This is a genomic window from Aquamicrobium sp. (assembly GCF_023954335.1).
Taxonomy (GTDB): Bacteria; Pseudomonadota; Alphaproteobacteria; order Rhizobiales; family Rhizobiaceae; genus Aerobium.
In genome coordinates this window covers 2,011,956-2,031,791 of sequence record NZ_JAMLIE010000001.1, presented here as the reverse complement: position 1 = coordinate 2,031,791, position 19,836 = coordinate 2,011,956, and the positions used below count along the sequence as shown (strand labels likewise).

General features: G+C 69.4%; 19 protein-coding genes. 12 read left to right on the top strand and 7 right to left on the bottom strand.

The features are described 5' to 3' along the window. The first annotated feature begins 62 nt into the window (after positions 1–62). On the top strand, positions 63–1,217 hold the full coding sequence (rnd, locus tag M9945_RS10145) for a ribonuclease D (RefSeq protein ID WP_367931077.1): 1,155 nt from the start codon (positions 63–65) through the stop codon (positions 1,215–1,217). An 11-nt stretch (positions 1,218–1,228) separates the two neighbouring features. Here rnd and M9945_RS10140 read toward each other — a convergent pair whose 3' ends face one another. From M9945_RS10140 to M9945_RS10125, 4 genes are all read right to left on the bottom strand, one after another. Next, complete coding sequence (locus M9945_RS10140; protein WP_367944403.1) at positions 1,229–2,137, bottom strand: hypothetical protein; 909 nt, start codon at positions 2,135–2,137, stop codon at positions 1,229–1,231. 212 nt (positions 2,138–2,349) lie between these two features. Beyond that, on the bottom strand, positions 2,350–3,426 hold the full coding sequence (locus M9945_RS10135; RefSeq protein WP_367944402.1) for a D-alanine--D-alanine ligase family protein: 1,077 nt from the start codon (positions 3,424–3,426) through the stop codon (positions 2,350–2,352). A gap of 46 nt (positions 3,427–3,472) precedes the next feature. Further along, positions 3,473–4,987 (bottom strand): exopolyphosphatase, encoded by a 1,515-nt coding sequence (gene ppx / locus M9945_RS10130; RefSeq protein ID WP_367944401.1) that lies wholly within the window; start codon positions 4,985–4,987, stop codon positions 3,473–3,475. Further along, entirely contained in the window at positions 4,984–7,194 is a 2,211-nt protein-coding gene (locus tag M9945_RS10125) for an RNA degradosome polyphosphate kinase (RefSeq protein ID WP_367944400.1), read from the bottom strand. The genes ppx and M9945_RS10125 overlap by 4 nt, the downstream gene beginning before the upstream one ends. 166 nt (positions 7,195–7,360) lie before the next feature. On the opposite strand from M9945_RS10125, the gene M9945_RS10120 reads away from it, so the two are divergent. Continuing rightward, the gene (locus M9945_RS10120) at positions 7,361–7,609 is read left to right on the top strand and encodes a zinc-finger domain-containing protein (RefSeq protein ID WP_367931072.1); all 249 of its coding nucleotides are present in this window, start codon (positions 7,361–7,363) and stop codon (positions 7,607–7,609) included. Between the two features lie 24 nt (positions 7,610–7,633). Further along, on the top strand, positions 7,634–8,833 hold the full coding sequence (locus M9945_RS10115; protein ID WP_367944399.1) for an FAD-dependent monooxygenase: 1,200 nt from the start codon (positions 7,634–7,636) through the stop codon (positions 8,831–8,833). A gap of 6 nt (positions 8,834–8,839) precedes the next feature. On the opposite strand, the gene hdaA is transcribed toward M9945_RS10115, so the two are convergent. Further along, on the bottom strand, positions 8,840–9,535 hold the full coding sequence (gene hdaA, locus M9945_RS10110) for a DnaA regulatory inactivator HdaA (protein ID WP_367931070.1): 696 nt from the start codon (positions 9,533–9,535) through the stop codon (positions 8,840–8,842). A 5-nt stretch (positions 9,536–9,540) separates the two neighbouring features. Next, positions 9,541–10,671, bottom strand: a complete 1,131-nt coding sequence (locus tag M9945_RS10105) for an AI-2E family transporter (protein WP_367931069.1) — start codon at positions 10,669–10,671, stop codon at positions 9,541–9,543. A gap of 220 nt (positions 10,672–10,891) precedes the next feature. On the opposite strand from M9945_RS10105, the gene purM reads away from it, so the two are divergent. The 7 genes from purM (at position 10,892) to M9945_RS10070 (ending at position 15,866) form a co-directional block, all read left to right on the top strand. Further along, complete coding sequence (gene purM / locus M9945_RS10100) at positions 10,892–11,956, top strand: phosphoribosylformylglycinamidine cyclo-ligase (protein WP_367944398.1); 1,065 nt, start codon at positions 10,892–10,894, stop codon at positions 11,954–11,956. A 3-nt stretch (positions 11,957–11,959) separates the two neighbouring features. Further along, positions 11,960–12,652 (top strand): phosphoribosylglycinamide formyltransferase, encoded by a 693-nt coding sequence (purN, locus tag M9945_RS10095; protein WP_367931067.1) that lies wholly within the window; start codon positions 11,960–11,962, stop codon positions 12,650–12,652. Between the two features lie 11 nt (positions 12,653–12,663). Further along, positions 12,664–13,188 (top strand): histidine phosphatase family protein, encoded by a 525-nt coding sequence (locus tag M9945_RS10090; protein ID WP_367931066.1) that lies wholly within the window; start codon positions 12,664–12,666, stop codon positions 13,186–13,188. Then, entirely contained in the window at positions 13,185–14,030 is an 846-nt protein-coding gene (locus M9945_RS10085; RefSeq protein WP_367944397.1) for a 23S rRNA (adenine(2030)-N(6))-methyltransferase RlmJ, read from the top strand. Before M9945_RS10090 ends, M9945_RS10085 begins: the two co-directional genes overlap by 4 nt. 91 nt (positions 14,031–14,121) lie before the next feature. After that, entirely contained in the window at positions 14,122–14,568 is a 447-nt protein-coding gene (locus tag M9945_RS10080) for a hypothetical protein (protein ID WP_367944396.1), read from the top strand. Beyond that, positions 14,568–15,227 carry a ribonuclease gene (locus M9945_RS10075; RefSeq protein ID WP_367944395.1) on the top strand — a complete coding sequence of 220 codons (660 nt, stop codon included), beginning with the start codon at positions 14,568–14,570 and terminating at the stop codon, positions 15,225–15,227. The genes M9945_RS10080 and M9945_RS10075 overlap by 1 nt, the downstream gene beginning before the upstream one ends. A gap of 39 nt (positions 15,228–15,266) precedes the next feature. Continuing rightward, positions 15,267–15,866: a glutathione S-transferase gene (locus M9945_RS10070; RefSeq protein ID WP_367944394.1), complete on the top strand. Its 600-nt coding sequence runs from the start codon at positions 15,267–15,269 to the stop codon at positions 15,864–15,866. A gap of 62 nt (positions 15,867–15,928) precedes the next feature. On the opposite strand, the gene M9945_RS10065 is transcribed toward M9945_RS10070, so the two are convergent. Next, positions 15,929–16,582, bottom strand: a complete 654-nt coding sequence (locus M9945_RS10065; RefSeq protein ID WP_367929427.1) for an outer membrane protein — start codon at positions 16,580–16,582, stop codon at positions 15,929–15,931. A 340-nt stretch (positions 16,583–16,922) separates the two neighbouring features. Here M9945_RS10065 and M9945_RS10060 point away from each other — a divergent pair, with 340 nt between their 5' ends. Further along, positions 16,923–17,687: an SDR family oxidoreductase gene (locus M9945_RS10060; protein ID WP_367944393.1), complete on the top strand. Its 765-nt coding sequence runs from the start codon at positions 16,923–16,925 to the stop codon at positions 17,685–17,687. Then, entirely contained in the window at positions 17,684–19,774 is a 2,091-nt protein-coding gene (gene uvrC / locus M9945_RS10055) for an excinuclease ABC subunit UvrC (RefSeq protein WP_367944392.1), read from the top strand. Before M9945_RS10060 ends, uvrC begins: the two co-directional genes overlap by 4 nt. Positions 19,775–19,836 lie beyond the last annotated feature (62 nt).

Genomic DNA, 19,836 nt, shown 5'->3' with positions numbered 1-19,836 from the left:
AGGCTTGACGCGCCGGGCCGCGACTGGAATTGAGGCGATACGTGCCGCAATGTGAAACCTCGATGCCGCTGATTACCCGCCAGGAAGACCTCGAAAACGTCCTCGAACGGCTTGCCCGCTCCGATTTCGTCACCATCGACACGGAATTCATCCGCGAGACGACGTTCTGGCCGGAGCTGTGCCTCGTCCAGCTCGCCTCGCCGGACACGACCGCGCTGATCGACCCGCTCGCGCCGGGCATCGACCTTGCGCCGTTCTTCCGGCTGATGGGCGACGAGAGGACGATCAAGGTGTTCCATGCCGCGCGGCAGGACATCGAGATCATCTTCCATCTCGGCGACCTGATCCCCGCCCCCGTCTTCGACACGCAGGTGGCGGCGATGGTGTGCGGCTTCGGCGACAGCGTCTCCTACGACCAGCTCGTACAGAAGGTGACCGGCGAGCGCATCGACAAGTCGTCGCGCTTCACCGACTGGCGGCACCGGCCGCTTTCCGACAAGCAGCTCGACTACGCGCTGGCGGACGTGACCCATCTGGTCGACGTCTACCGCCACCTGCGCGACCGGCTGGAGCGCGACGACCGCGCCCACTGGCTGAACGAGGAGATGCAGGTCCTCACCGCGCGCGAGACCTACGACCCGCACCCGGACGACGCCTGGAAGCGGCTCAAGATGCGGGTGAAGAAGCCGCAGGAGCTGGCGGTGGTGCAGGCGGTGGCGGCATGGCGCGAGCGCGAGGCGCGCGAGCGCAACGTGCCGCGCGGGCGCGTCATCAAGGACGACGCCATCTACGAGATCGCCCAGCAGGGGCCGCGCGACGCGGCCGCCCTCGCCCGGCTGCGCACCACGCCGCGCGGCTGGGAGCGTTCGGCGACGGCCAATGCGCTGCTCGCCGTCGTCAACGAGGCGCTCGACCTGCCGAAGGAGAGCCTGCCGAAGCTGCCGCGCCATGTGCAGCAGCCGGAAGGGACCAGCGCCGCGGCCGAGCTCATCAAGGTGCTGCTCAAACTGGTGGCCGAGGAAGAAGGCGTCGCGCCCAAGGTGCTGGCCTCGTCCGACGACATCGACCGGATCGCCGCCAGGGGCGAGGACGCCGACGTGCCGGCCATGCATGGCTGGCGCCGCGAGGTGTTCGGCGAAAAGGCGCTGGCGCTGGTGCGCGGTGACGTCGCGCTCAAGTTCGACAAGCGCCGGATCGCGGTGTTCGACACGAAGTAGCCGCCGGCGCTCTAGGAGGCCGGCCGCTTCGCCTTTCGCCTTGCATGGACGACATCCGCTGCCAATGAAGCGGTGAGGATCAGCAACCCGCCGGCGGTCGGCCACGACCACGCATAGGCCGGCGACAGGCCCTCGATCACGAAGGTCAGCGCCGGAAGCGCCGCCATCGTCACCATGACGGTGTAGGGATCGCAGCGGCGTATGCCGAATTGCAGCAGATAGAGCGGGATCAGCACGCCGACGAGCGCGACGGCGGGCAGCAGGAACGCCAGCCCGGGCGTCCATGCGAGGCTTGCGGGGTCGAGCCCGAGGCTCAGGAGCAGCGAGGCGGGAACCACCGCGTAGAAGCGGTGGGCGAGCACCGCGCCCGGCTGCCAGCCTCGGTCCATCAGGGTTCGCGAAGCGACGGTGATCGCCACCGCGCCGATGCCGGCGACCGCGCTGGCGGCAAGGCCGGGCAAGGGGCTGCCGCTCTCAGGGGAAAAGCCGCTGCCGCGCAGCGCCGAAACGCACAGGACGGCGCAGCCGGCGAGGATGCCGGCGCAGACGCCGAGCCGATGCATCGAAGGCCTGCCGCCGCCGGCGCGCCAAGCGATAAGCACGGCGAGGAGCGGCCCGATGCCTATGTTCACCGCGACGGCGATGGCCGGCTCGATCAGCTTGAGCGCGAAGAAGAAGCTGAGGAAGGTGACGGCGGTGGCGACGTTGAGGACGACGAGCGGCGCCCATGCCAACTCGCCAGCGCCCTTGCGGGCGAAAAGCAGGAACACCAGCGCCGTCAGCGAGAAGCTGACGAACACAAAGAGCGGCGACGGCACGGCGGTGAGCGCCGTCCCGTAGACGACCTTGCCGATCGCCTGCAAAAGCACCGCCGCCAGCACGACGGCGCGGCCGGCATCGGCCGGCGCGAGATTGCCCATGTCGAAATCCGGATTGCCTGTCGGTGAAGGAACCGCGTGCGTCGAGCGGCCGGAAAAGCCGCCGTGGATCGCCGCGCAAGACGCATGCTGCCCGCCTTCCTCAGAAGGACGGGACGGTAAGTCGCATGGAGCCGGTCGGATAAGCCATCAGGCGGATGTAGCGGCAAAGGGCGGGCCGGTCAACGCGCCGGTGTTGCGGTCGCCTTTGGGCATCAGGCGCTGCGCGCGGCGCGGGCCATCGCGTGGGCGATCAGGCGCTCGAGGATTTCGGCGTAGCCGACGCCGCTCGCCGCCATCGCCTTGGAATACATGCTGATGTCGGTGAAACCGGGAATGGTGTTCAGCTCGTTGACGAGGATGCGCAGGTCCGCGGTGACGAAGAAATCCGCCCGCGCCATGCCGTCGCAGCCGAGCGCCCGGAACGCCTGCGCAGCCATGTCGCGGACCTTGTCCTCGACGCCCTCGGGCAGCTCGGCCGGCACTCGCAGCGCCGCGCCGTCCGCGTCGATATATTTGGCGTCGTAGGTGTAGAAGCCGTGCGCCTCGGCCGGGACGATCTCGCCGGTGCGCGAGACGAACAGCGCGCCGTCCGGGGCCTCCAGCACGCTGCACTCGATCTCCCTGCCCCTGACGAACTCCTCGGCCAGCAGCTTGTCGTCGTGGCGGAAGCCTTCCTCCAGCGCGGCCCGGTAGTCGTCCTCGCTCGCGGCCTTGCTGACGCCGACCGACGAGCCCTGCCGCGCCGGCTTCACGAAGACGGGAAGCCCGAGCGCCTCAGTGAGGTCGCCGAAGGCGGGAACCGCGTCGCGGCGGATGGTGACGGCGCGCGCGGCGGGAATGCCGGCCTCGCGCAGCAGCCGCTTGGCGACGTCCTTGTCGAGGGCGACGGCGGAGCCGAGGATGCCGCAGCCGACCAGCGGCACGCGCGCCACCTCGGCCAGCCCCTGCACCGAGCCGTCCTCGCCGGGGATTCCGTGGAGGACCGGGAAGAGGATGTCGATCGCCGCCGTCTCGCGCGGCGCGCCGTTCTCCGGGATCGCGACCATGCGCCCCTCGCCGCCCGGCAGGAGGGCGAGCTGCGTCCCGCTCTGCGGCCTCGCCGGCGCGCCGTCGACGACGGCGCTTTCCAGCCATCGCCCGTCGCGCGTGATGAAGACCGGCACGACCTCGTATCGCGCCGGATCGAGTGCGCGGATGACGTTGGTGGCCGAAAGCACGGAAACGTCGTGCTCGGCGGAGCGCCCGCCGAACAGCACGGCGATGCGCGGCCTGCCGGATTTCCCGTTCATTGCGACCTCCCCGTCTGCATGGCGCCGACGCTTTCCCGAAATTGCTTTAATCCCCGACCACGATCTCCATCGGCCGGTCGAGCACCTTGGCGAGGATCGCCATGCGCGCTTCCGGCCGCTCGCCCATCAGGCCGGCATGGCTGGCCGGCACGACGAGGGAGAGCTTGCGCCCCTCGCCCTCGCGCCATTTCAGCTTGGGCATGATGCCCGGCATCGAGGCCGAGAACAGGTAGACCACGCGCAGCAGCGCGCCGAGGATGCGCGCGCGCTCGATATGGCGCGGGCCGGCGAGCGCCTTCATCGCCGGCGAGACGTCGTCCTCGTAGATGCCCTCGTGGCGGAACAGGTTGGCGAGCGCGATGAAGGCGCGGCCGGGATGGTCGATGCCGATGAAGGAGGCGTGGGCGATGATGTTGAGCGACTGGGTGCCGCGATATTCGGGATGCGCGCGCCAGCCGATGTCGGCGAGCAGGCAGGCGGCCCGGCGATAACGGGCGTCGTCCTCGGTCTCGTCGATGCCGAAGACGGCGAAGGCCTCGTCGGTCCACGCCGCCAGCTCGCGCGCATGGGTGACGGAGCGGGCGCGCAGGATGGCGAGCTCCTCCGCCGCCGAGATCAGCGGATCGCGCTCGCGCTCCTGCGGCGACAAGAGCGAATGGAGATAGCCCTCGCGCACGCCGAAGGCCGAGGCGACGATGCTTTTCGGCTGCATCGCGTCGATGATCTCGCGCAGCACCGCCGCACCGTAGGGCAGGAGCGCGCGGCGCGATTTCGAGATGCGCTTGGCGCCCTGCATCTGGGCGATGTCGCCGGCCATGACGAATTTGAGGAACTCGCCCATGTCGTCGAGCGGAAGCTCGTAATGGTGCATGACCGGCAGCGGGTAGCCGGTGGAAAGCATGTGGAGGCGGGCGAGGTTTCGCCACGTCCCGCCGACGCAGTAGAAGGCGCGGCCGCGCCCATCGGCGAGGAAATCGGCGCGGCGCAGCTCCTCGCGCGCGATCTTCGCCGCCGCGGCCGGCGATTCGCGCGACATCTCCTGAAGGCGCAGGCCGCCGAGCGGCAGGGTGATGCCGTCGCCGAAATCTTCGCCGGAGATATCGACCAGCTCGAGGCTGCCGCCGCCGAGGTCGCCGGCGATGCCGTCCGGCCGGTGGAAGGCGGAGATGACGCCCTGCGCCGAGTAGCCGGCCTCCTCGCGGCCGGAGAGGACCTGGATCGGCACGCCGAGGATGTCCTCGGCGCGGCGCACGAAATCCATGCCGTTCTCGGCCTCGCGCGCGGCGGCGGTGGCGATGGCGTGAAGCGAGACCGCGCCGGCCTGCTCGGCGAGTGCGCGGAAACGCCGCAGTTCCTCGACGGCGCGGCGCACCGCCTCGTCGTCGAGCCGGCCGGTCGAGACGATGCCGCGGCCGAGCCCGGCCATCATCTTCTCGTTGAAAAGAACGGTCGGCGAGCGCGCGACGCCCTCATAGACGACAAGCCGCACCGAGTTCGACCCGATGTCGATCACGGCGAGCGGCCGGCGGTCCTGGAGCCGGCCCTGTGATGAATGGATCATGCGGCCGGCGGCGCGCCGGTCTTCTTGCGGCGCTTGGGCTGGACGATCCGTTTCGGCGCGCTGGATTTCAGCGCGTCGCCCCGTCCGGACAGGCTCGGATTCGTCATGAAGTACTCCTGCGCGTTGAAGGGCTCCTCTCCCTCCTCGGGCGCGAGACGCCGCGAGGTGCCGTCCGCCAGTACTTCAAAACTCTGCTGATTGTCCATGATGTTTCCGAGCATGATCTGGCCGAGCACCTGTTCATGCACAGTCGGATTGGTGATCGGCACCAGCGTCTCGACCCGCCGGTCGAGGTTGCGCGGCATCATGTCGGCCGAGCCGATATAGACGATCGCCTCGTCGGACGGCAGGCCGTGGCCGTTGCCGAAGCAGTAGATGCGGCTGTGCTCGAGGAAGCGGCCGACGATCGACTTGACGCGGATGTTCTCCGACAGGCCCGGCACCTGCGGCCGAAGGCAGCAGATGCCGCGCACGACGAGGTCGATCTCGACGCCGGCCCGGCTGGCGTCATAGAGCGCGTCGATGACCTGCGGGTCGACCAGCGAGTTCATCTTCATCCAGATCTGCGCCGGCTTGCCGTTCCGCGCGAACTCGATCTCGGCGCCGATGTGGTCGAGGATGCGCTGGCGCAGCGTGAACGGGGAGATGGCGATGCCCATCTTCTGCGCCGGCTCGGCATAGCCGGTGATGAAGTTGAACACCTGCGCCACGTCGCGCGCCAGCGCCGGATCGGTGGTGAAGTAGGAAAGGTCGGTATAGATGCGCGCGGTGATCGGGTGGTAGTTGCCGGTGCCGAGATGCACGTAGTTGCGCAAGCGCCCGTCCTCGCGGCGCACGACCAGCGACATCTTGGCATGGGTCTTCAGCTCGATGAAGCCGAAGACGACCTGCACGCCGGCGCGCTCCAGGTCGCGCGCCCAGCGGATGTTGGCCTCCTCGTCGAAGCGCGCCTTCAATTCGACCAGCGCCGTCACCGACTTGCCGGCCTCGGCCGCGTCGATCAGCGCGCGCACGATGGGGCTGTCGTTCGAGGTGCGGTAGAGCGTCTGCTTGATCGCCACCACGTCGGGATCGGCCGCCGCCTGGCGCAGGAACTGCACCACCACGTCGAAGCTCTCGTAGGGATGGTGGACGATGAAGTCCTTCTCGCGGATGGCGGCAAGGCAGTCGCCGCCGCGGTCGCGCACCCGCTCGGGAAAGCGCGGGTTGTAGGGCACGAACTTCAGGTCGTCGCGCGGCAGGGCGACGATCTCCGAGACCTGGTTGAGCGCCAGCGGCGCCTTCAGGATCGAGATGCGCGAGCCGGTGAGGCCGAGCTCGCCGGCGACGAAATCGCGCAGCGCCTCCGGCATCTCATCGTCGAACTCGATGCGGATGACCTGGCCGCGCCGGCGGCGCTTCAGCGCGCTCTCGAACAGGCGCACGAGGTCCTCGGCCTCTTCCTCGACCTCGATGTCGCTATCGCGGATGATGCGGAACGTGCCCGAGCCCTTGACCTCGTAGCCGGGGAAGAGCTTGCCGATGAACAGGCTGACCGTGTCGCCGAGCGCGACGAAGCGCACGGTTCCCTTGCGGTCGGGCAGGCGGATGAAGCGGCGCAGCGCCGGCGGCAGGCGCAGGAGCGCCGTCATCTCGTTGCCGTCGCGCAGGTGGCGCAGTTGCAGCGCGATCGAGAAGCCGAGATTGGGAATGAACGGGAACGGATGCGCCGGGTCGATGGACAGCGGCGTCAGCACCGGAAACACCGTGTCCATGAAGTGTTCTTCGAGCCACGCCTTCTCGTCGCGGGCGACGGCGTCGGCGCGCACGACCTCGATGCCCTCCTTGCGCAGCAGCGCGGTGAGGCGCGCATAGGCGGCCTGCTGGTCCTCCTGAAGGCGGCCGACCTCGAGCAGCAGCAATTCGAGCTGCTGCTCGGGCGTGCGCCCGTCCGGGCTCTTGATGGCGATGCCCTCGCGGATCTGCCCGGCGAGGCCGGCGACGCGCACCATGAAGAACTCGTCGAGGTTGGCGGCCGAGATCGACAGGAAGCGCAGCCGCTCCAAGAGCGGGTGGCGCGGGTTCTCCGCCTCGTCGAGGACGCGGCGGTTGAACTGGAGCCAGGAGAACTCGCGGTTGACGAATCGGTCGGGGTTGCCTTCGGGCGCGGCGGCCAGCGCCTGCACCTTGCCCGTGAACTCGCTCGTTGCCGGTCGTGTCTCGTTCATCCTGCCACCTGATGCCATTCGCGTGACTGCATCAGCAGGCGCGCATTTCGTCAAGCTGCCTCCTGACAGGGTTTTGTGACAGTTTCATATCACGGCTTGCCAAGGCCGGCTTTATGCTGCAAACGCTGGCTCCAGGCACCGAGCTTAGAACATCCGGGAGCATGTCATGGCCGACCACCCGACAATTCCCCACTTCCAGAACGACGCGGGCCACGCGCTCATCGAGATCGGCGTGCGGGAATTCATGTGCGTGGGCGCGACGCCGCCCTTCGACCATCCGCACGTCTTCCTCGACCTCGGCGAGGACAACGAGATCGTCTGCCCCTACTGCTCGACCCTCTATCGCTACAATCCCGCGCTGCACGGCACCGAAACCAGGCCCGAGGGCGTGAGCTTCCAGCCGCGCGCCGCCTGAGGCCTCGGGCGCGGCCCGGGCGCGATGAACGTTCCTCCACGGCATGTCGCCATCGCCGGGGCGGGAATCGCCGGGCTGACGGCGGCGCTGTGCTTCGCCGAGCGGGGTTTTCGGGTTTCCGTCCTCGAACGAGCAGAAAAGCTCGAGGAAGTCGGGGCCGGCCTCCAGCTCTCCCCCAACGCGACTGTCATCCTGAAGCGTCTCGGCCTTCTCGAAGACGCGACAAGAGTCGCGGTCAGGCCCGTGTCCATCGAGCTTCGCCGGGCCGATTCCCTGCGCACCCTCGCCGCGGTGCCGCTGGGCGAGACCGCCCTGCGCCGGTGGGGCGCGCCCTACCTCACCATCCATCGCGCCGACCTTCACGACATCCTCGCGCGGGCGGTGCGGGCGCATCCGGCGATCACGCTCGAAACCGGCGTCACGGTCGGCAGCGCGAAACTCTCCGATGCCGGCAATGTCCTGTCGGCGACGCGGGCCGGCGTGGAGGATGAGATCGCCTGCGACCTCGCGGTCGGCGCGGACGGGGTGCGCTCGGCCCTGCGCGCGGCCGGCCCCCTCGCCCGGCCGGCGCGCTTCTCGGGCTATGTCGCGTGGCGGGCCATCGCGACGCCGCAGCTCTGCGCCGGCCTGATCCCGACCGACCGGGTGAGCGCCTTCCTCAATCCGCGCTTCCACCTCGTCGCCTATCCGCTGCGCGGAGGGCAGATCGTCAACCTCGTCGTCATCGGCCGGATGCCCGCGCCGACGGAATCGGGGGCCGGCGGCGAGCGGCGCATGCTGCCACCCGGCATCATCGCCGGCGCGGCCGACGACATCGACGCGCTCGCCGCCAATGTCGACGGCTGGCTGCCGTGGCCGATCGCCGAGGTCGATGGCGAAGCGTCGTGGATCGACCCGGCGGGCCTTGCGCTCATCGGCGACGCCGCCCACGCGATGGGCCCCTATGCGGCGCAGGGCGCGGTGATGGCGATCGAGGATGCGGCCACGCTCGCCGCCACGGTTGCCGCGCGGCCGGACGACCTCGCCGGCGCGCTCGCGCGGTATCAGGCGGTGCGGCGCGAGCGGGTGCGGCAGGTGGCGAAGCGCGGGGCCTTCAACCGCTTCGTTTGGCACGCCTCCGGCCCGGTCGCGCTCGGCCGCGACATCGTGCTGGCACTGCGCCGGGGCAGAAGCCTCGCGGCCGATCTCGACTGGCTCTACGCCTACGACGCCGAGACGGCCTGAGCCGGGTCAGGGCTTCCCTTCCTCCATCGCGGCCACCACCTGCGCGGCGAGCGCGCGGGTGATGCGGCTCTTGCGCTCGAGCGCGATGCGGTCGAGCCGGGCGACCGCCTCGATGGCGCTGGACAGCGAGCGCTCGATGCGGCGGACGAGGAACTGCACCACATGCGGCTCGACCTCGATCTGGCGGTCGGCGAACAGCTTGGTAGTGACGGCGGCGAGCAGCATGTCGTCCGGCTCGTCGATCTCGACCGTCGCGGCCGCCTTGAGTCGCGAGGCGAGGTCGGGCAACGTCACGCCCCAGGCGGCGGGAAAGCGCCGCGCGGTCATCAGCAGCGTGGTGTTCGCCTGCCGCACGGCGTTGATGAGATGGAAGAGGCCGGCCTCGTCGATGGCGCCGGAATCGACGTCGTCGATCAGCACCGGGCCGCGCCCCGCCGCCTCGGCGGCCTGGGGCCCGAGACGGCCGGGAGCCAGCGCCGTCGCGCCGCTCGCCTCGCGCCAGACATTGGCGAGGTGCGACTTGCCGGAGCCGGCCGGCCCGGCGAGGACCGCCACGGGCGCAGGCCAGTCGGGCCAGCGGTCGACGAGGGCGACGGCCTGCGCGTTGGACGGGCCGACGACGAGGTCGTCGCGGCTTCTCGCCTCGCTGTGGGCGAGATCGAGCGGCAGCTGGCGCGGCCCGTCGGCGAAGGCAGGCGGCATCGCCCTCACGCCTCCGGCGGGAGGCCATGGCCGCGATAGAGCGGCGAGTGCAGGTAGCGCGACAGGGCGAAGCGGACGAGGACGCCGACGGCGGCGGCGGCCGGCACAGCGATCAGCAGCCCGACGAAGCCGAACAGCGCGCCGAAGGCGAACAGCGCGAACATGAGCCACACGGGATGGAGACCGACGCTCTTGCCGACAAGGTTGGGCTGGAGGATGTTGCCCTCGATGAACTGGCCGCCGAAGAAGATCGCCGCCACGACGACGACCCAGTGCCAGTCGGGCCAGAACTGGACGAGGGCGACGCCGACCGACAGCACGAGGCCGAGCAGCGAGCCGATATAGGGGATGAAGCTGACGAGGCCGGCGAACAGGCCGATCAGCAGGCCGAAATTCAAGCCCACGGCGGTGAGCCCGACGGCGTACATGATGCCGAGGATCAGGCACAGCGTACCCTGCCCACGCACGAAGCCGGCGACCGCCGTGTCGACGTCGCGGGCGATGGTGCGCACCGTCGCCAGATGGTCGCGCGGTATCCAGCCGTCGACCGTGCGGATCATCTTGTCCCAGTCGAGCAGCATGTAGAAGGCGACGACCGGGGTGATGACGAAGAGGCCGGCGAGGTCGATCAGCGTCTTGCCCGAGCTCCAGATCGACGAGAACAGCGTGGTCAGGAACCCCGCGCCTTGCGTCAGCAGAGAGTTCAGCCCGTCGCGCAGCGAGGCCGGATCGACGCCGAGCGTCTGGCTCAGCCAGTCGGGGTCGATGCTGGTGATCAGCGCCTGAAGCCGCGACAGGTAATCGGGCACCCGGCCGATGAAGTCGGCGAGCTGGGTGGCGAGCACGGGAATGATGAGCATCAGCGCCAGCACGAGGACGATGAGGAACATCACCAGGATGAAGACCGTGGCCGCGAGGCGCGACAGGCCGCGCCGCTCCAGCCAGTCGGCGATGGGGTCGAGGAAATAGGCGAGGATCATGCCGGCGAGGAACGGCAGCAGGACCGCGGAGAAAGCGTAGAGGAACACGACGAGCGTCACCGCCGCGCCCAGCCAGAACAGCACCTGCCGCCGCCAGCCGGTGGCGATGACCACCTCGGCCACCTGTTCCCTGATCTCGGCGTCGCGTTTGTTCATCGGCCCGTCGCTCGCAGCTTGTCCAGTCGGGCGGCCATCTTATCCGCCGGCCGCGGCGGGAGATAGGCTTCTGTTGAAGCCGCGGTCAAGAGACTGGTCGTCCGCCCGGCGGCCGCGTTTCGCGCGCCATTCGCGCCCCTGTGACCGCGAGTGGTCTTGCGGGCGGCGGGGGTTCATGCGAAGAGCCGGCTTTACGGATCGTGCCAAGGGGCAGCCGCGCATGAGCGAAGACAAGACGAGTCTCACCTATGCAGCGGCCGGCGTTGACATCGACGCCGGCAACGCGCTCGTCGAGAAGATCAAGCCGCTGGTGCGCTCGACGCGCCGGCCGGGCGCCGATGGCGAGATCGGCGGCTTCGGTGGCCTGTTCGACCTCAAGGCCGCGGGCTTTTCCGATCCCGTTCTGGTCGCGGCCAATGACGGCGTCGGCACCAAGCTGAAGGTCGCCATCGATGCCGACCGCCACGACACGGTCGGCATCGACCTCGTCGCCATGTGCGTCAACGACCTCGTGGTGCAGGGCGCGGAGCCACTGTTCTTCCTCGACTATTTCGCCACCGGCAAGCTCGACCCCGAGCAGGGGGCGCAGATCGTCGCCGGCATCGCCGAAGGCTGCCGGCAGGCCGGCTGCGCGCTGATCGGCGGCGAGACGGCCGAGATGCCCGGCATGTACGCCCATGGCGACTACGACCTCGCGGGCTTTGCCGTCGGCGCGGCCGAGCGCGGGCAGCTCTTGCCCTCGGACGACATCGTCGAGGGCGACGTCATCCTCGGCCTCGCCTCGTCGGGCGTGCATTCGAACGGCTTTTCGCTGGTGCGCCGCATCGTCGCCGCGTCGGGGCTGAGCTGGGCGCACATAGCCCCCTTCGACAAGTCGAAGACGCTGGGCGAGGCGCTGCTCGCGCCCACCCGCATCTATGTCCGCCCGATCCTGTCGGCCATCCGCTCGACCCACGGCATCAAGGCGCTGGCGCACATCACCGGCGGCGGCTTTCCCGACAACATCCCGCGTGTGCTGCCGGCGGCCTATGCGGCCGAACTCGACCTCGACGCCATCGACGTGCCGCCGGTGTTCTCGTGGCTGGCCAAGACCGGCAATGTCGCCCCGGCCGAGATGATGCGCACCTTCAACTGCGGCATCGGCATGGTGCTGGTGGTGGCCGCCGGGCAGGCGGCGCAGGTCGCCGCCGTCCTGACCAAGGGCGGCGAGACCGTGACGACGCTCGGCCGCATCGTGCCGCGCCGCGACGCCGGCGTCATCTATAATGGCGAGATTGGACTTTAGAGCATGATGAAGAAGCGCGTCGTCGTCCTGATTTCCGGCCGCGGCACCAACATGGCGGCGCTGGCGGAAGCGGCCGGCGACCCGAACTTTCCGGCCAATATCGTCGCGGTCATTTCCGACAAGGTCGACGCCAAGGGGCTGAACGCGGCCGCCGCGCTCGGCATCGAGGCCAAGGCCATCACCCGCGCCGACCACCCGACCAAGGCGGCGCTGGACGCCGCGCTCGACGAGGAGCTGACGGCGCTGCGCGCCGACATCGTCTGCCTCGCCGGCTACATGCGGCTGCTTTCGCCCGCCTTCACCGAGAAATGGGCGGGCAAGCTCATCAACATCCACCCCTCACTGCTGCCGCTGTTCCCGGGGCTCGACACGCACAACCGGGCGCTTGAGGCGGGGATGCGCGTTCACGGTTGCACGGTCCATTTCGTCACCGCGAAGATGGATGCCGGGCCGATCATCGCGCAGGCGGCGGTGCCGGTGCTTCCCGACGACGACGCCGAGGCGCTGGCGCGGCGCGTGCTGGAGGCCGAGCACAAGCTCTATCCGCTGGCCCTGCGGCTGGTGGCGGAAGGCCGCGCCCGGATGGAGGACGGCCGCGTCGTCCTCACCGGCGTCCATGCCGCCGGGGCGCTCATCTCCCCCGGCCCGGCCGGCGAAGAGGTGGACATCGAAAGCCTCGCCCGCATGACGCCCTGAGGGCGCCTGCCGTGACCCGGACGCTGCTTCTCCTGCGCCACGCCAAATCGAGCTGGGACGACCCCGCGCTCGACGATTTCGACCGGCCGCTGGCGAAGCGGGGCCGCGAGGCCGCCCCGCGCATGGCACGCGAGATGGCGCGGCGCAGCTGGCTGCCCGACCGGGCGCTGGTATCCGCCGCCCTGCGCACCCGCCAGACATGGGTGCTGGTCGAGGCAGAATTGCCGCGCACCGTGCCGGCCGTGCTCGACCGCTCGATCTACGAGGCGCCGGCCGGGCGCATCCTCGACGCCGTCCGCTCGACGCCCGCCGGGGCGGAGACGCTTCTCGTCGTCGGCCACAATCCCGGTTTCGAGGACCTCATCGCCCTCCTCGCCGCGCCCGACAGCACACCGGACGCGATGGAAAAGGTGCGGCGAAAATTCCCGACCGCCGGGCTTGCCCGCCTCGCCTTCGCCGGCGCGTGGGCCGATCTCGGCCCCGGCGGCGCGAGGCTCACCGAATTCCTGACCCCGCGCGACGGCGAATCGCGATGAACTACCGCCACGCCTTCCACGCCGGAAACTTCGCCGACGTCGTCAAGCACACGGTGCTGGCGCGCATCCTCGATTATCTGAAGCGCAAGCCCGGCGCGTTCCGCGTCATCGACACCCATGCCGGGATCGGGCTCTACGACCTTTCGGGCGAGGAAGCCCAGCGCACGGGCGAGTGGCGCGGCGGCATCGGCCGGCTGATGGAGGCGGCCCTGCCCGCCGAGGCCGCCGCCCTCCTCGCGCCCTATCTCGACGCCGTGCGCGCGTTTAACCCCCAAGGCGGCATCCGCTTCTATCCCGGCTCGCCGCTCGTCACCCGCCATCTCCTGCGCGAGAACGACCGGCTGACCGCCATCGAGCTGCACCCGCAGGACAGCCTGACGCTGAAGGCGCATTTCGCCGGCGACTGGCAGGTGCGGGTGCTGGCGCTCGACGGCTGGCTGGCGCTCGGCGCGCATGTGCCGCCCAAGGAAAAGCGCGGGCTGGTGCTGGTCGATCCGCCGTTCGAGAAGGAAGGCGAGTTCGACCGGCTGGTCGGCGGCCTCGTCAAGGCCCACCGGCGCTGGCCGGGCGGCACCTACGCGCTGTGGTATCCGGTCAAGGACCGGGCTGCGGTGGAAGCGTTCCGCGCCCGGCTCGGCGAAACCGGCATCGCCAAGATCCTCGACATATCGCTCGACATCCGCGCGCCTTCGTCCGAGCCGCGGCTCGACGGCTGCGGCATCGCGGTCGTCAACCCGCCTTTCGTGCTGGAGGAGGAGATGGCCGTGCTGCTGCCAGTCCTGCGCGACGCTCTGGGCGAAGACGGGGCGAAAACCGGCCTGAAATGGCTGACGCGACCATGAGACCCGCAAGCGGCTGCTTGACCGCTCGCCGCGCTTTCATCACAGTGTCGCGGTTTTTATGGGTCCGATTCACCCGCATGGGAGTGCTATGATGGTCCGCTTCGCCAGACTGCTGCTCGTCATGGCGCTTGCCCTAACCGGCGGGACGGTGGCGGCGCGCGCCGCCGATCCGGTCGCGGTGGCCATCGACACGCCCGGCATCTGCGGCAATCAGGCGGTGCTCAACCGCATCACCAGCCGCTTCCGCCATCAGGTGCATCACGTGCCGAATCTGCCCAATGTGGCGATCGCCGATTTCCACCGAATCCGCGAAAGCCTCCACCAGCCGAAGATCGCCGGCGAGCGGCCGATCGACCGGCGCTACTGCCACGCCAAGGCCGACATGACCGACGGGCGCAGCCGCGACGTCTGGTACGTGATCGAGCGGCCGATGGGCTTCGCCGGTCTCGGCAGCAATGTCGAGTTCTGCGTCTCCGGCTTCGATCGCTGGAACGTCTATGACGGCCGTTGCCGGGTGCTGCGCCCTGCCCTTTGGTGATGCGCCGAATCGTCGTTCCGCTTGCGCTCGCCGCGTTTCTCGGCGGCTGTGCCCCGTCCGCCTCGGGAAATAACGCGCTGCCGAAGGGCGAGGGCTACGATTTCTTCGTCCTTTCGCTGACCTGGTCGCCGAGCTATTGCGAGATCGAGGGCGGCGACGCCAACCGCCAGCAGTGTGCCGAGGGCCGCGCGCTGGGTTTCGTCGTCCATGGCCTGTGGCCGCAATTCGAGGACGGCTGGCCGGAATTCTGCGATCATGACGGGCCGAACCGGGTGCCGAACGCGCTCGTCCGGCAATATCTCGACATCATGCCCTCGGCCGGTCTGATGGGCCACCAGTGGCGCAAGCACGGCTCCTGCGCCGGCGTCAGCCAGGAGGATTATTTCCGGCTGGTGCGGGCGGCGCATGAGCGCGTCTCCGTCCCTCGCTCCTATCGGGATCCGGCCAGCGACGCCTCGGTCACGCCCGATGCGGTGGAGGAGGCGTTCATCGCCGCCAACCCCGGCATGAAGGCCGACGGGATCGCGGTGTCGTGCGACGGCCGCCACCTCGCCGAGGTCCGCATCTGCCTGACCAAGGACATGGAATTCCGCTCCTGCCACCGGGTGGACGCGCGCGCCTGCCGCCTGCCGCAGGCGGCGATGCCCGCCCCAGACTGAACACGCCTATCGCCTTCCAGCCCACCCGAGGTATCCATCATGGCCGTCATTCTCTATTCCCCCGCCTCCCCCTACAGCGCCAAGGTGCGCATGGCCGCCGCATGGTGCGGCCTCGACATCGAGGCGCGAACCGTCAACACCGCCGACCAGCCGGCCGAGCTCGTCGCGGTCAACCCGCTCGGCAAGATTCCGGTGCTCGTCACCGACGAGGGCGAAGGCATCTTCGACAGCCGGGTCATCACCCAGCATCTCAACCGCATCTCGGGCGGGGCGCTGTTTCCGCGCAAGGCGGAAAAGCGCCTTCAGGCGGAAAGGCTGGAGGCGCTTGCCGACGGCATCTGCGACTGCCTGCTCGCCCATGTCTACGAGCGGCGGGCGCGGCCGGCCGAGAAGGTCCATCAGCCGTGGCTCGACGGGCAATGGCAGAAGGTGACGCGCGGCCTCGACCATCTCGAGGCCAACCTGCCCAAGCTCGGCAAGAAGGCCGATGGCGGGCAGATCGCGCTCGCCGCCCTGCTCGGCTATCTCGCGCTGCGCTTCGAGGGCCAGTGGGAGCGCGGCAGGCCAAAGCTGAAGCGCTGGGCCAAGAGATTCGACGAACGCTTCCCCCAGTTCGCGGCGCTGAAGCCGCAGGGCTGACCCTCCCCCCAAAAGAAAAGGCCCGGATCGCTCCGGGCCTTTTCACTTACGTCGCCGTCAGGTCAGAACTTGATACCCAGACCCACGGTGACGCGATGGTTGCTCGAGTCGATACGATCGCTCACGCCACCGAAGTCGAAGGTCTTGGTGCCGTAGTCCGAGTAGCGATACTCGCCGCGGGCGAAGACGTCTTCAGTGAGCTTGACGTCGGTGCCGACGCCGACCGTGTAGCCGAGCATCATGTTGGTGTCGCTGGCGCCGGGAACGCTGACGCGCAGGCGCTCGGCGGCCACACCGGCCGTGCCGTAGACGAGGATGTCGTCGTTGACGGCGACACCGGCGCGGGCGCGCAGCGAGCCGTCGAGACGGGTGCGGGCGTCCTGGCCGGCGTTGGAACCGTCGACGCCGCTGTAGTTGACGTCAGCCTCGCCACCATACACGAACTGGCCGTTCTGCATGTTGAAGCCGCCGAAGACGCCGCCGAGCCAGCCGCTCGTGTCGATGTCGTTGTTGACGGTCTTGTCATGGACGCTGCCGCCGAAGCCGTAGCCGAGGTGGACACCGGCATAGGGGCCGGCCCACGAGCTGACGGGCGCGGATTCGATGATCGGCGCCGGTGCCGGGGGCTCCTGGTAGACGACGTCGGCCGCGAAGGCCGGGGCGGAAAGACCCATGACGGCAGCAGCCGAAAGGGCGAATCTCTTGGTGGTGTTCATTCTCGTTACTCCTTTGCCGCAAGGAAGCAGTCACTCGCTTCCCCCTTTAGTGACGCCCCGCCACGATGGGAGGTGAACGGTCGTGACGTCATCGGGTTCCTATGTGCGGGCGGAATGCGGCCGAACCGCACCGGAAAAGGGGTGATTCCCGGGCTGGAATGAGGCAGAAACTTGACGTTGCGAATAGGCAACACCCCGGGCGAGGCCCGGCGCCGGCAAGCCGCCGGCGCGGCTTGGTCGCGGGCGCCGCAGGGCCTATATCAGGGCAAGCCGGCTTTTCGAATCGTGCCTTCCGCACGCTGCGGACCGTCGCGACAGCCGGCAGCAAACGGGGTGGTCTATGGCCAGGGAACAACACGTTGCGCTCGTCACCGGCGGGGCGCGCCGCATCGGCAGGGCCATCGCGGAAGACCTCGCGGCCAACGGCTTCGCCGTCGCGATCCATTATAACGACGCGCGCGAGGAAGCCGAGCGGCTGGTCGCGGCCATCGAGACGCAAGGCGGCCGCGCCGCCCTCGTCGAGGCCGACCTGACCGACATGGACGCCGCCGCCGGAATCGTCGCCCGGGCGGCCGGGGCGCTCGGCCCGGTGCGGCTTCTCGTCAACAACGCGTCCGCGTTCGAGGACGACGCGGCCGACGATTTCGACTGGCAGGTGTGGGATCGGCACTTCGCCCTCCACGTGAAGGCGCCCGCGCTGCTCGCCCGGCAGATGGCCGCGGCGCTGCCGCGAGAACAGGACGGCCTCGTCGTCAACATCATCGACCAGCGTGTATGGCGGCTGACGCCGAAATTCTTCTCCTACACCCTGTCCAAATCCGCGCTGTGGACGGCGACCCGCACCATGGCCCAGACCTACGCGCCGCGCCTGCGCGTGAACGCCATCGGCCCCGGCCCGACGCTGGCCAACGAGCGCCAGCAGGCGCGCGACTTCGCGCGGCAGGTCGACGGCCTTCTCCTTAAGCGCGGCCCGGAGCTCGGCGAGTTCGGCGCGACCATCCGCTATCTGTGGCAGGCGCACTCCGTCACCGGCCAGATGATCGCGCTCGACGGCGGCCAGCACCTTTCCTGGCAGACGCCCGACATCTACGGAATCGCCGAATGACGCAGGGCGGACCACGAGGCGGACCTCAGGGCGGCGATCTCGACAAGGCGATGCGCGACGCGCAGGCGGCCGGCGACCTCGACGCCGTGCTGCCCGAGGACGGCGAGATCGATTCGGGCGGCGAGGAAGGCTCGCGCCCGGAGCCCGCGGTGGAATGGGAAGGGCTGAAGGCCGAGACCCGCGAAAAGGTCGGGATCGAGGTGATCCAGGAGCTGGCCAGGCGCCTGCCCAACAGGCCGGGCGTCTACCGCATGATGAACCTCGCCGGCGACGTGCTCTATGTCGGCAAGGCGCGCAGCCTGAAGAAGCGCGTCGGCAATTACGGCCAGGGGCGCTTCCACACCAAGGGCATCGCCCGCATGGTGCGCGAGACGGCGGCGATGGAGTTCGTCGTCACCCGCACAGAGACCGAGGCGCTGCTGCTGGAGGCCAACCTCATCAAGAGGTTCAAGCCGCGCTTCAACGTCCTGATGCGCGACGACAAGTCGTTCCCCTACATCCTCATCACCGACGACCATCCCTCGCCCGGCATCTACAAGCATCGCGGCGCGCGCACGCGCAAGGGCACCTATTTCGGCCCGTTCGCCTCGGCCGGCGCGGTCGACCGCACCATCAACGCCATGCAGCGGGCGTTCCTCCTGCGCTCCTGCACGGATTCGTTCTACGCCAACCGCACGCGGCCGTGCCTGCTCCACCAGATCAAGCGCTGCTCGGCGCCCTGCACCGGCGAGATCGGCCCTCTCGACTATGCCGCGCTCGTCGCCGAGGCCAAGGCGTTCCTGTCCGGCCGTTCGGCGAAGATCCAAGACGACATCGCCGAGGCGATGCGCCGGGCCTCGGACGACCTCGATTTCGAGCGGGCGGCGATCTATCGCGACCGCCTCGCCGCGCTCTCGCACGTCCAGGGCCATCAGGGCATCAATCCGCAGACGCTGGAGGAGGCCGACGTCTTCGCCATCCATCAGGAAGGCGGGCAGAACTGTATCGAGGTGTTCTTCTTCCGCACCCGGCTCAACTGGGGCAACCGCGCCTATTTCCCCAAGGCCGACCCCTCGCTGGAGCCGTCCGAGGTGCTCGGCGCGTTCCTCGCCCAGTTCTACGACGACAAGCCCTGCCCGCGCGTCGTGCTCCTGTCGCACGAGATCGAGGAGCGGGCGCTGCTCGAGGAGGCGCTCGGCACGCGCGCCGGCTACAGGGTGACGGTGGCCACGCCGCAGCGCGGCGAGAAGAAGACGCTGGTCGACCATGCCTTGCAGAACGCTCGCGAGGCGCTGGGGCGCAGGCTGGCCGAGACCTCATCGCAGGCGCGCCTGCTCGCCGGGCTCGCCGGGACCTTCGGCCTTGCCCGCCCGCCGCGCCGCGTCGAGGTCTACGACAACTCGCACATCATGGGCACCAACGCCGTCGGCGCGATGATCGTCGCCGGCCCGGAAGGGTTCGTGAAGAACCAGTACCGCAAGTTCAACATCCGCTCGACCGAGATCACGCCCGGCGACGATTTCGGCATGATGCGCGAGGTGATGCAGCGCCGCTTCTCCCGGCTCGTCAAGGAGCACGCCGCGCCGGAGCCGGAAGCCGAGGGGCCCGAAGCCGAGGGCGACGACGACATCGTGATCGACGACGCCTTCCCGGCCTGGCCGGACCTGATCCTCATCGACGGCGGACAGGGGCAGATGTCGGCGGTGCGGGCGATCCTCGACGAGCTCGGCATCGCCGACAAGATAGCCGCCATCGGCGTTGCCAAGGGCGTCGACCGCGACGCCGGCCGCGAGCGGTTCTTCGTCGCCGGGCGCGAGCCGTTCATGCTGCCGGTGCGCGACCCCGTGCTCTATTTCGTCCAGCGCCTGCGCGACGAGGCGCACCGCTTCGCCATCGGCTCGCACCGGGCACGGCGCAGCCGGGAGCTGGTCAAGAACCCGCTCGACGAGATCGCGGGAATCGGGCCGACGCGCAAGCGCGCGCTCCTTCACCATTTCGGCTCGGCCAAGGCCGTCAGCCGCGCCGGCGTGGAAGATCTGATGCGGGTGGACGGCGTTTCCGAGCGGGTCGCACGGATGATTTACGGCCATTTCCATGAAAACGGCTGAGCCACGGCCCCGCCTCGCCGGCCAAAGGGGCTTTCGAGGTTGACCTCCGGCGCGGCCATCTG

What these genes read in the sequence shown, in the direction of transcription:
- purN (WP_367931067.1), top strand. Translation starts at nt 11,960, where the DNA reads ATGATGAAGAAGCGCGTCGTCGTCCTGATTTCCGGCCGCGGCACCAAC.
- M9945_RS10075 (WP_367944395.1), top strand. Translation starts at nt 14,568, where the DNA reads ATGCGCCGAATCGTCGTTCCGCTTGCGCTCGCCGCGTTTCTCGGCGGC.
- purM (WP_367944398.1), top strand. Translation starts at nt 10,892, where the DNA reads ATGAGCGAAGACAAGACGAGTCTCACCTATGCAGCGGCCGGCGTTGAC.
- M9945_RS10140 (WP_367944403.1), bottom strand. Translation starts at nt 2,137, where the DNA reads ATGGGCAATCTCGCGCCGGCCGATGCCGGCCGCGCCGTCGTGCTGGCG.
- M9945_RS10120 (WP_367931072.1), top strand. Translation starts at nt 7,361, where the DNA reads ATGGCCGACCACCCGACAATTCCCCACTTCCAGAACGACGCGGGCCAC.
- ppx (WP_367944401.1), bottom strand. Translation starts at nt 4,987, where the DNA reads ATGATCCATTCATCACAGGGCCGGCTCCAGGACCGCCGGCCGCTCGCC.
- M9945_RS10065 (WP_367929427.1), bottom strand. Translation starts at nt 16,582, where the DNA reads ATGAACACCACCAAGAGATTCGCCCTTTCGGCTGCTGCCGTCATGGGT.
- M9945_RS10135 (WP_367944402.1), bottom strand. Translation starts at nt 3,426, where the DNA reads ATGAACGGGAAATCCGGCAGGCCGCGCATCGCCGTGCTGTTCGGCGGG.
- M9945_RS10070 (WP_367944394.1), top strand. Translation starts at nt 15,267, where the DNA reads ATGGCCGTCATTCTCTATTCCCCCGCCTCCCCCTACAGCGCCAAGGTG.
- M9945_RS10060 (WP_367944393.1), top strand. Translation starts at nt 16,923, where the DNA reads ATGGCCAGGGAACAACACGTTGCGCTCGTCACCGGCGGGGCGCGCCGC.
- M9945_RS10115 (WP_367944399.1), top strand. Translation starts at nt 7,634, where the DNA reads ATGAACGTTCCTCCACGGCATGTCGCCATCGCCGGGGCGGGAATCGCC.
- M9945_RS10085 (WP_367944397.1), top strand. Translation starts at nt 13,185, where the DNA reads ATGAACTACCGCCACGCCTTCCACGCCGGAAACTTCGCCGACGTCGTC.
- uvrC (WP_367944392.1), top strand. Translation starts at nt 17,684, where the DNA reads ATGACGCAGGGCGGACCACGAGGCGGACCTCAGGGCGGCGATCTCGAC.
- M9945_RS10080 (WP_367944396.1), top strand. Translation starts at nt 14,122, where the DNA reads ATGGTCCGCTTCGCCAGACTGCTGCTCGTCATGGCGCTTGCCCTAACC.
- M9945_RS10105 (WP_367931069.1), bottom strand. Translation starts at nt 10,671, where the DNA reads ATGAACAAACGCGACGCCGAGATCAGGGAACAGGTGGCCGAGGTGGTC.
- rnd (WP_367931077.1), top strand. Translation starts at nt 63, where the DNA reads ATGCCGCTGATTACCCGCCAGGAAGACCTCGAAAACGTCCTCGAACGG.
- M9945_RS10125 (WP_367944400.1), bottom strand. Translation starts at nt 7,194, where the DNA reads ATGAACGAGACACGACCGGCAACGAGCGAGTTCACGGGCAAGGTGCAG.
- hdaA (WP_367931070.1), bottom strand. Translation starts at nt 9,535, where the DNA reads ATGCCGCCTGCCTTCGCCGACGGGCCGCGCCAGCTGCCGCTCGATCTC.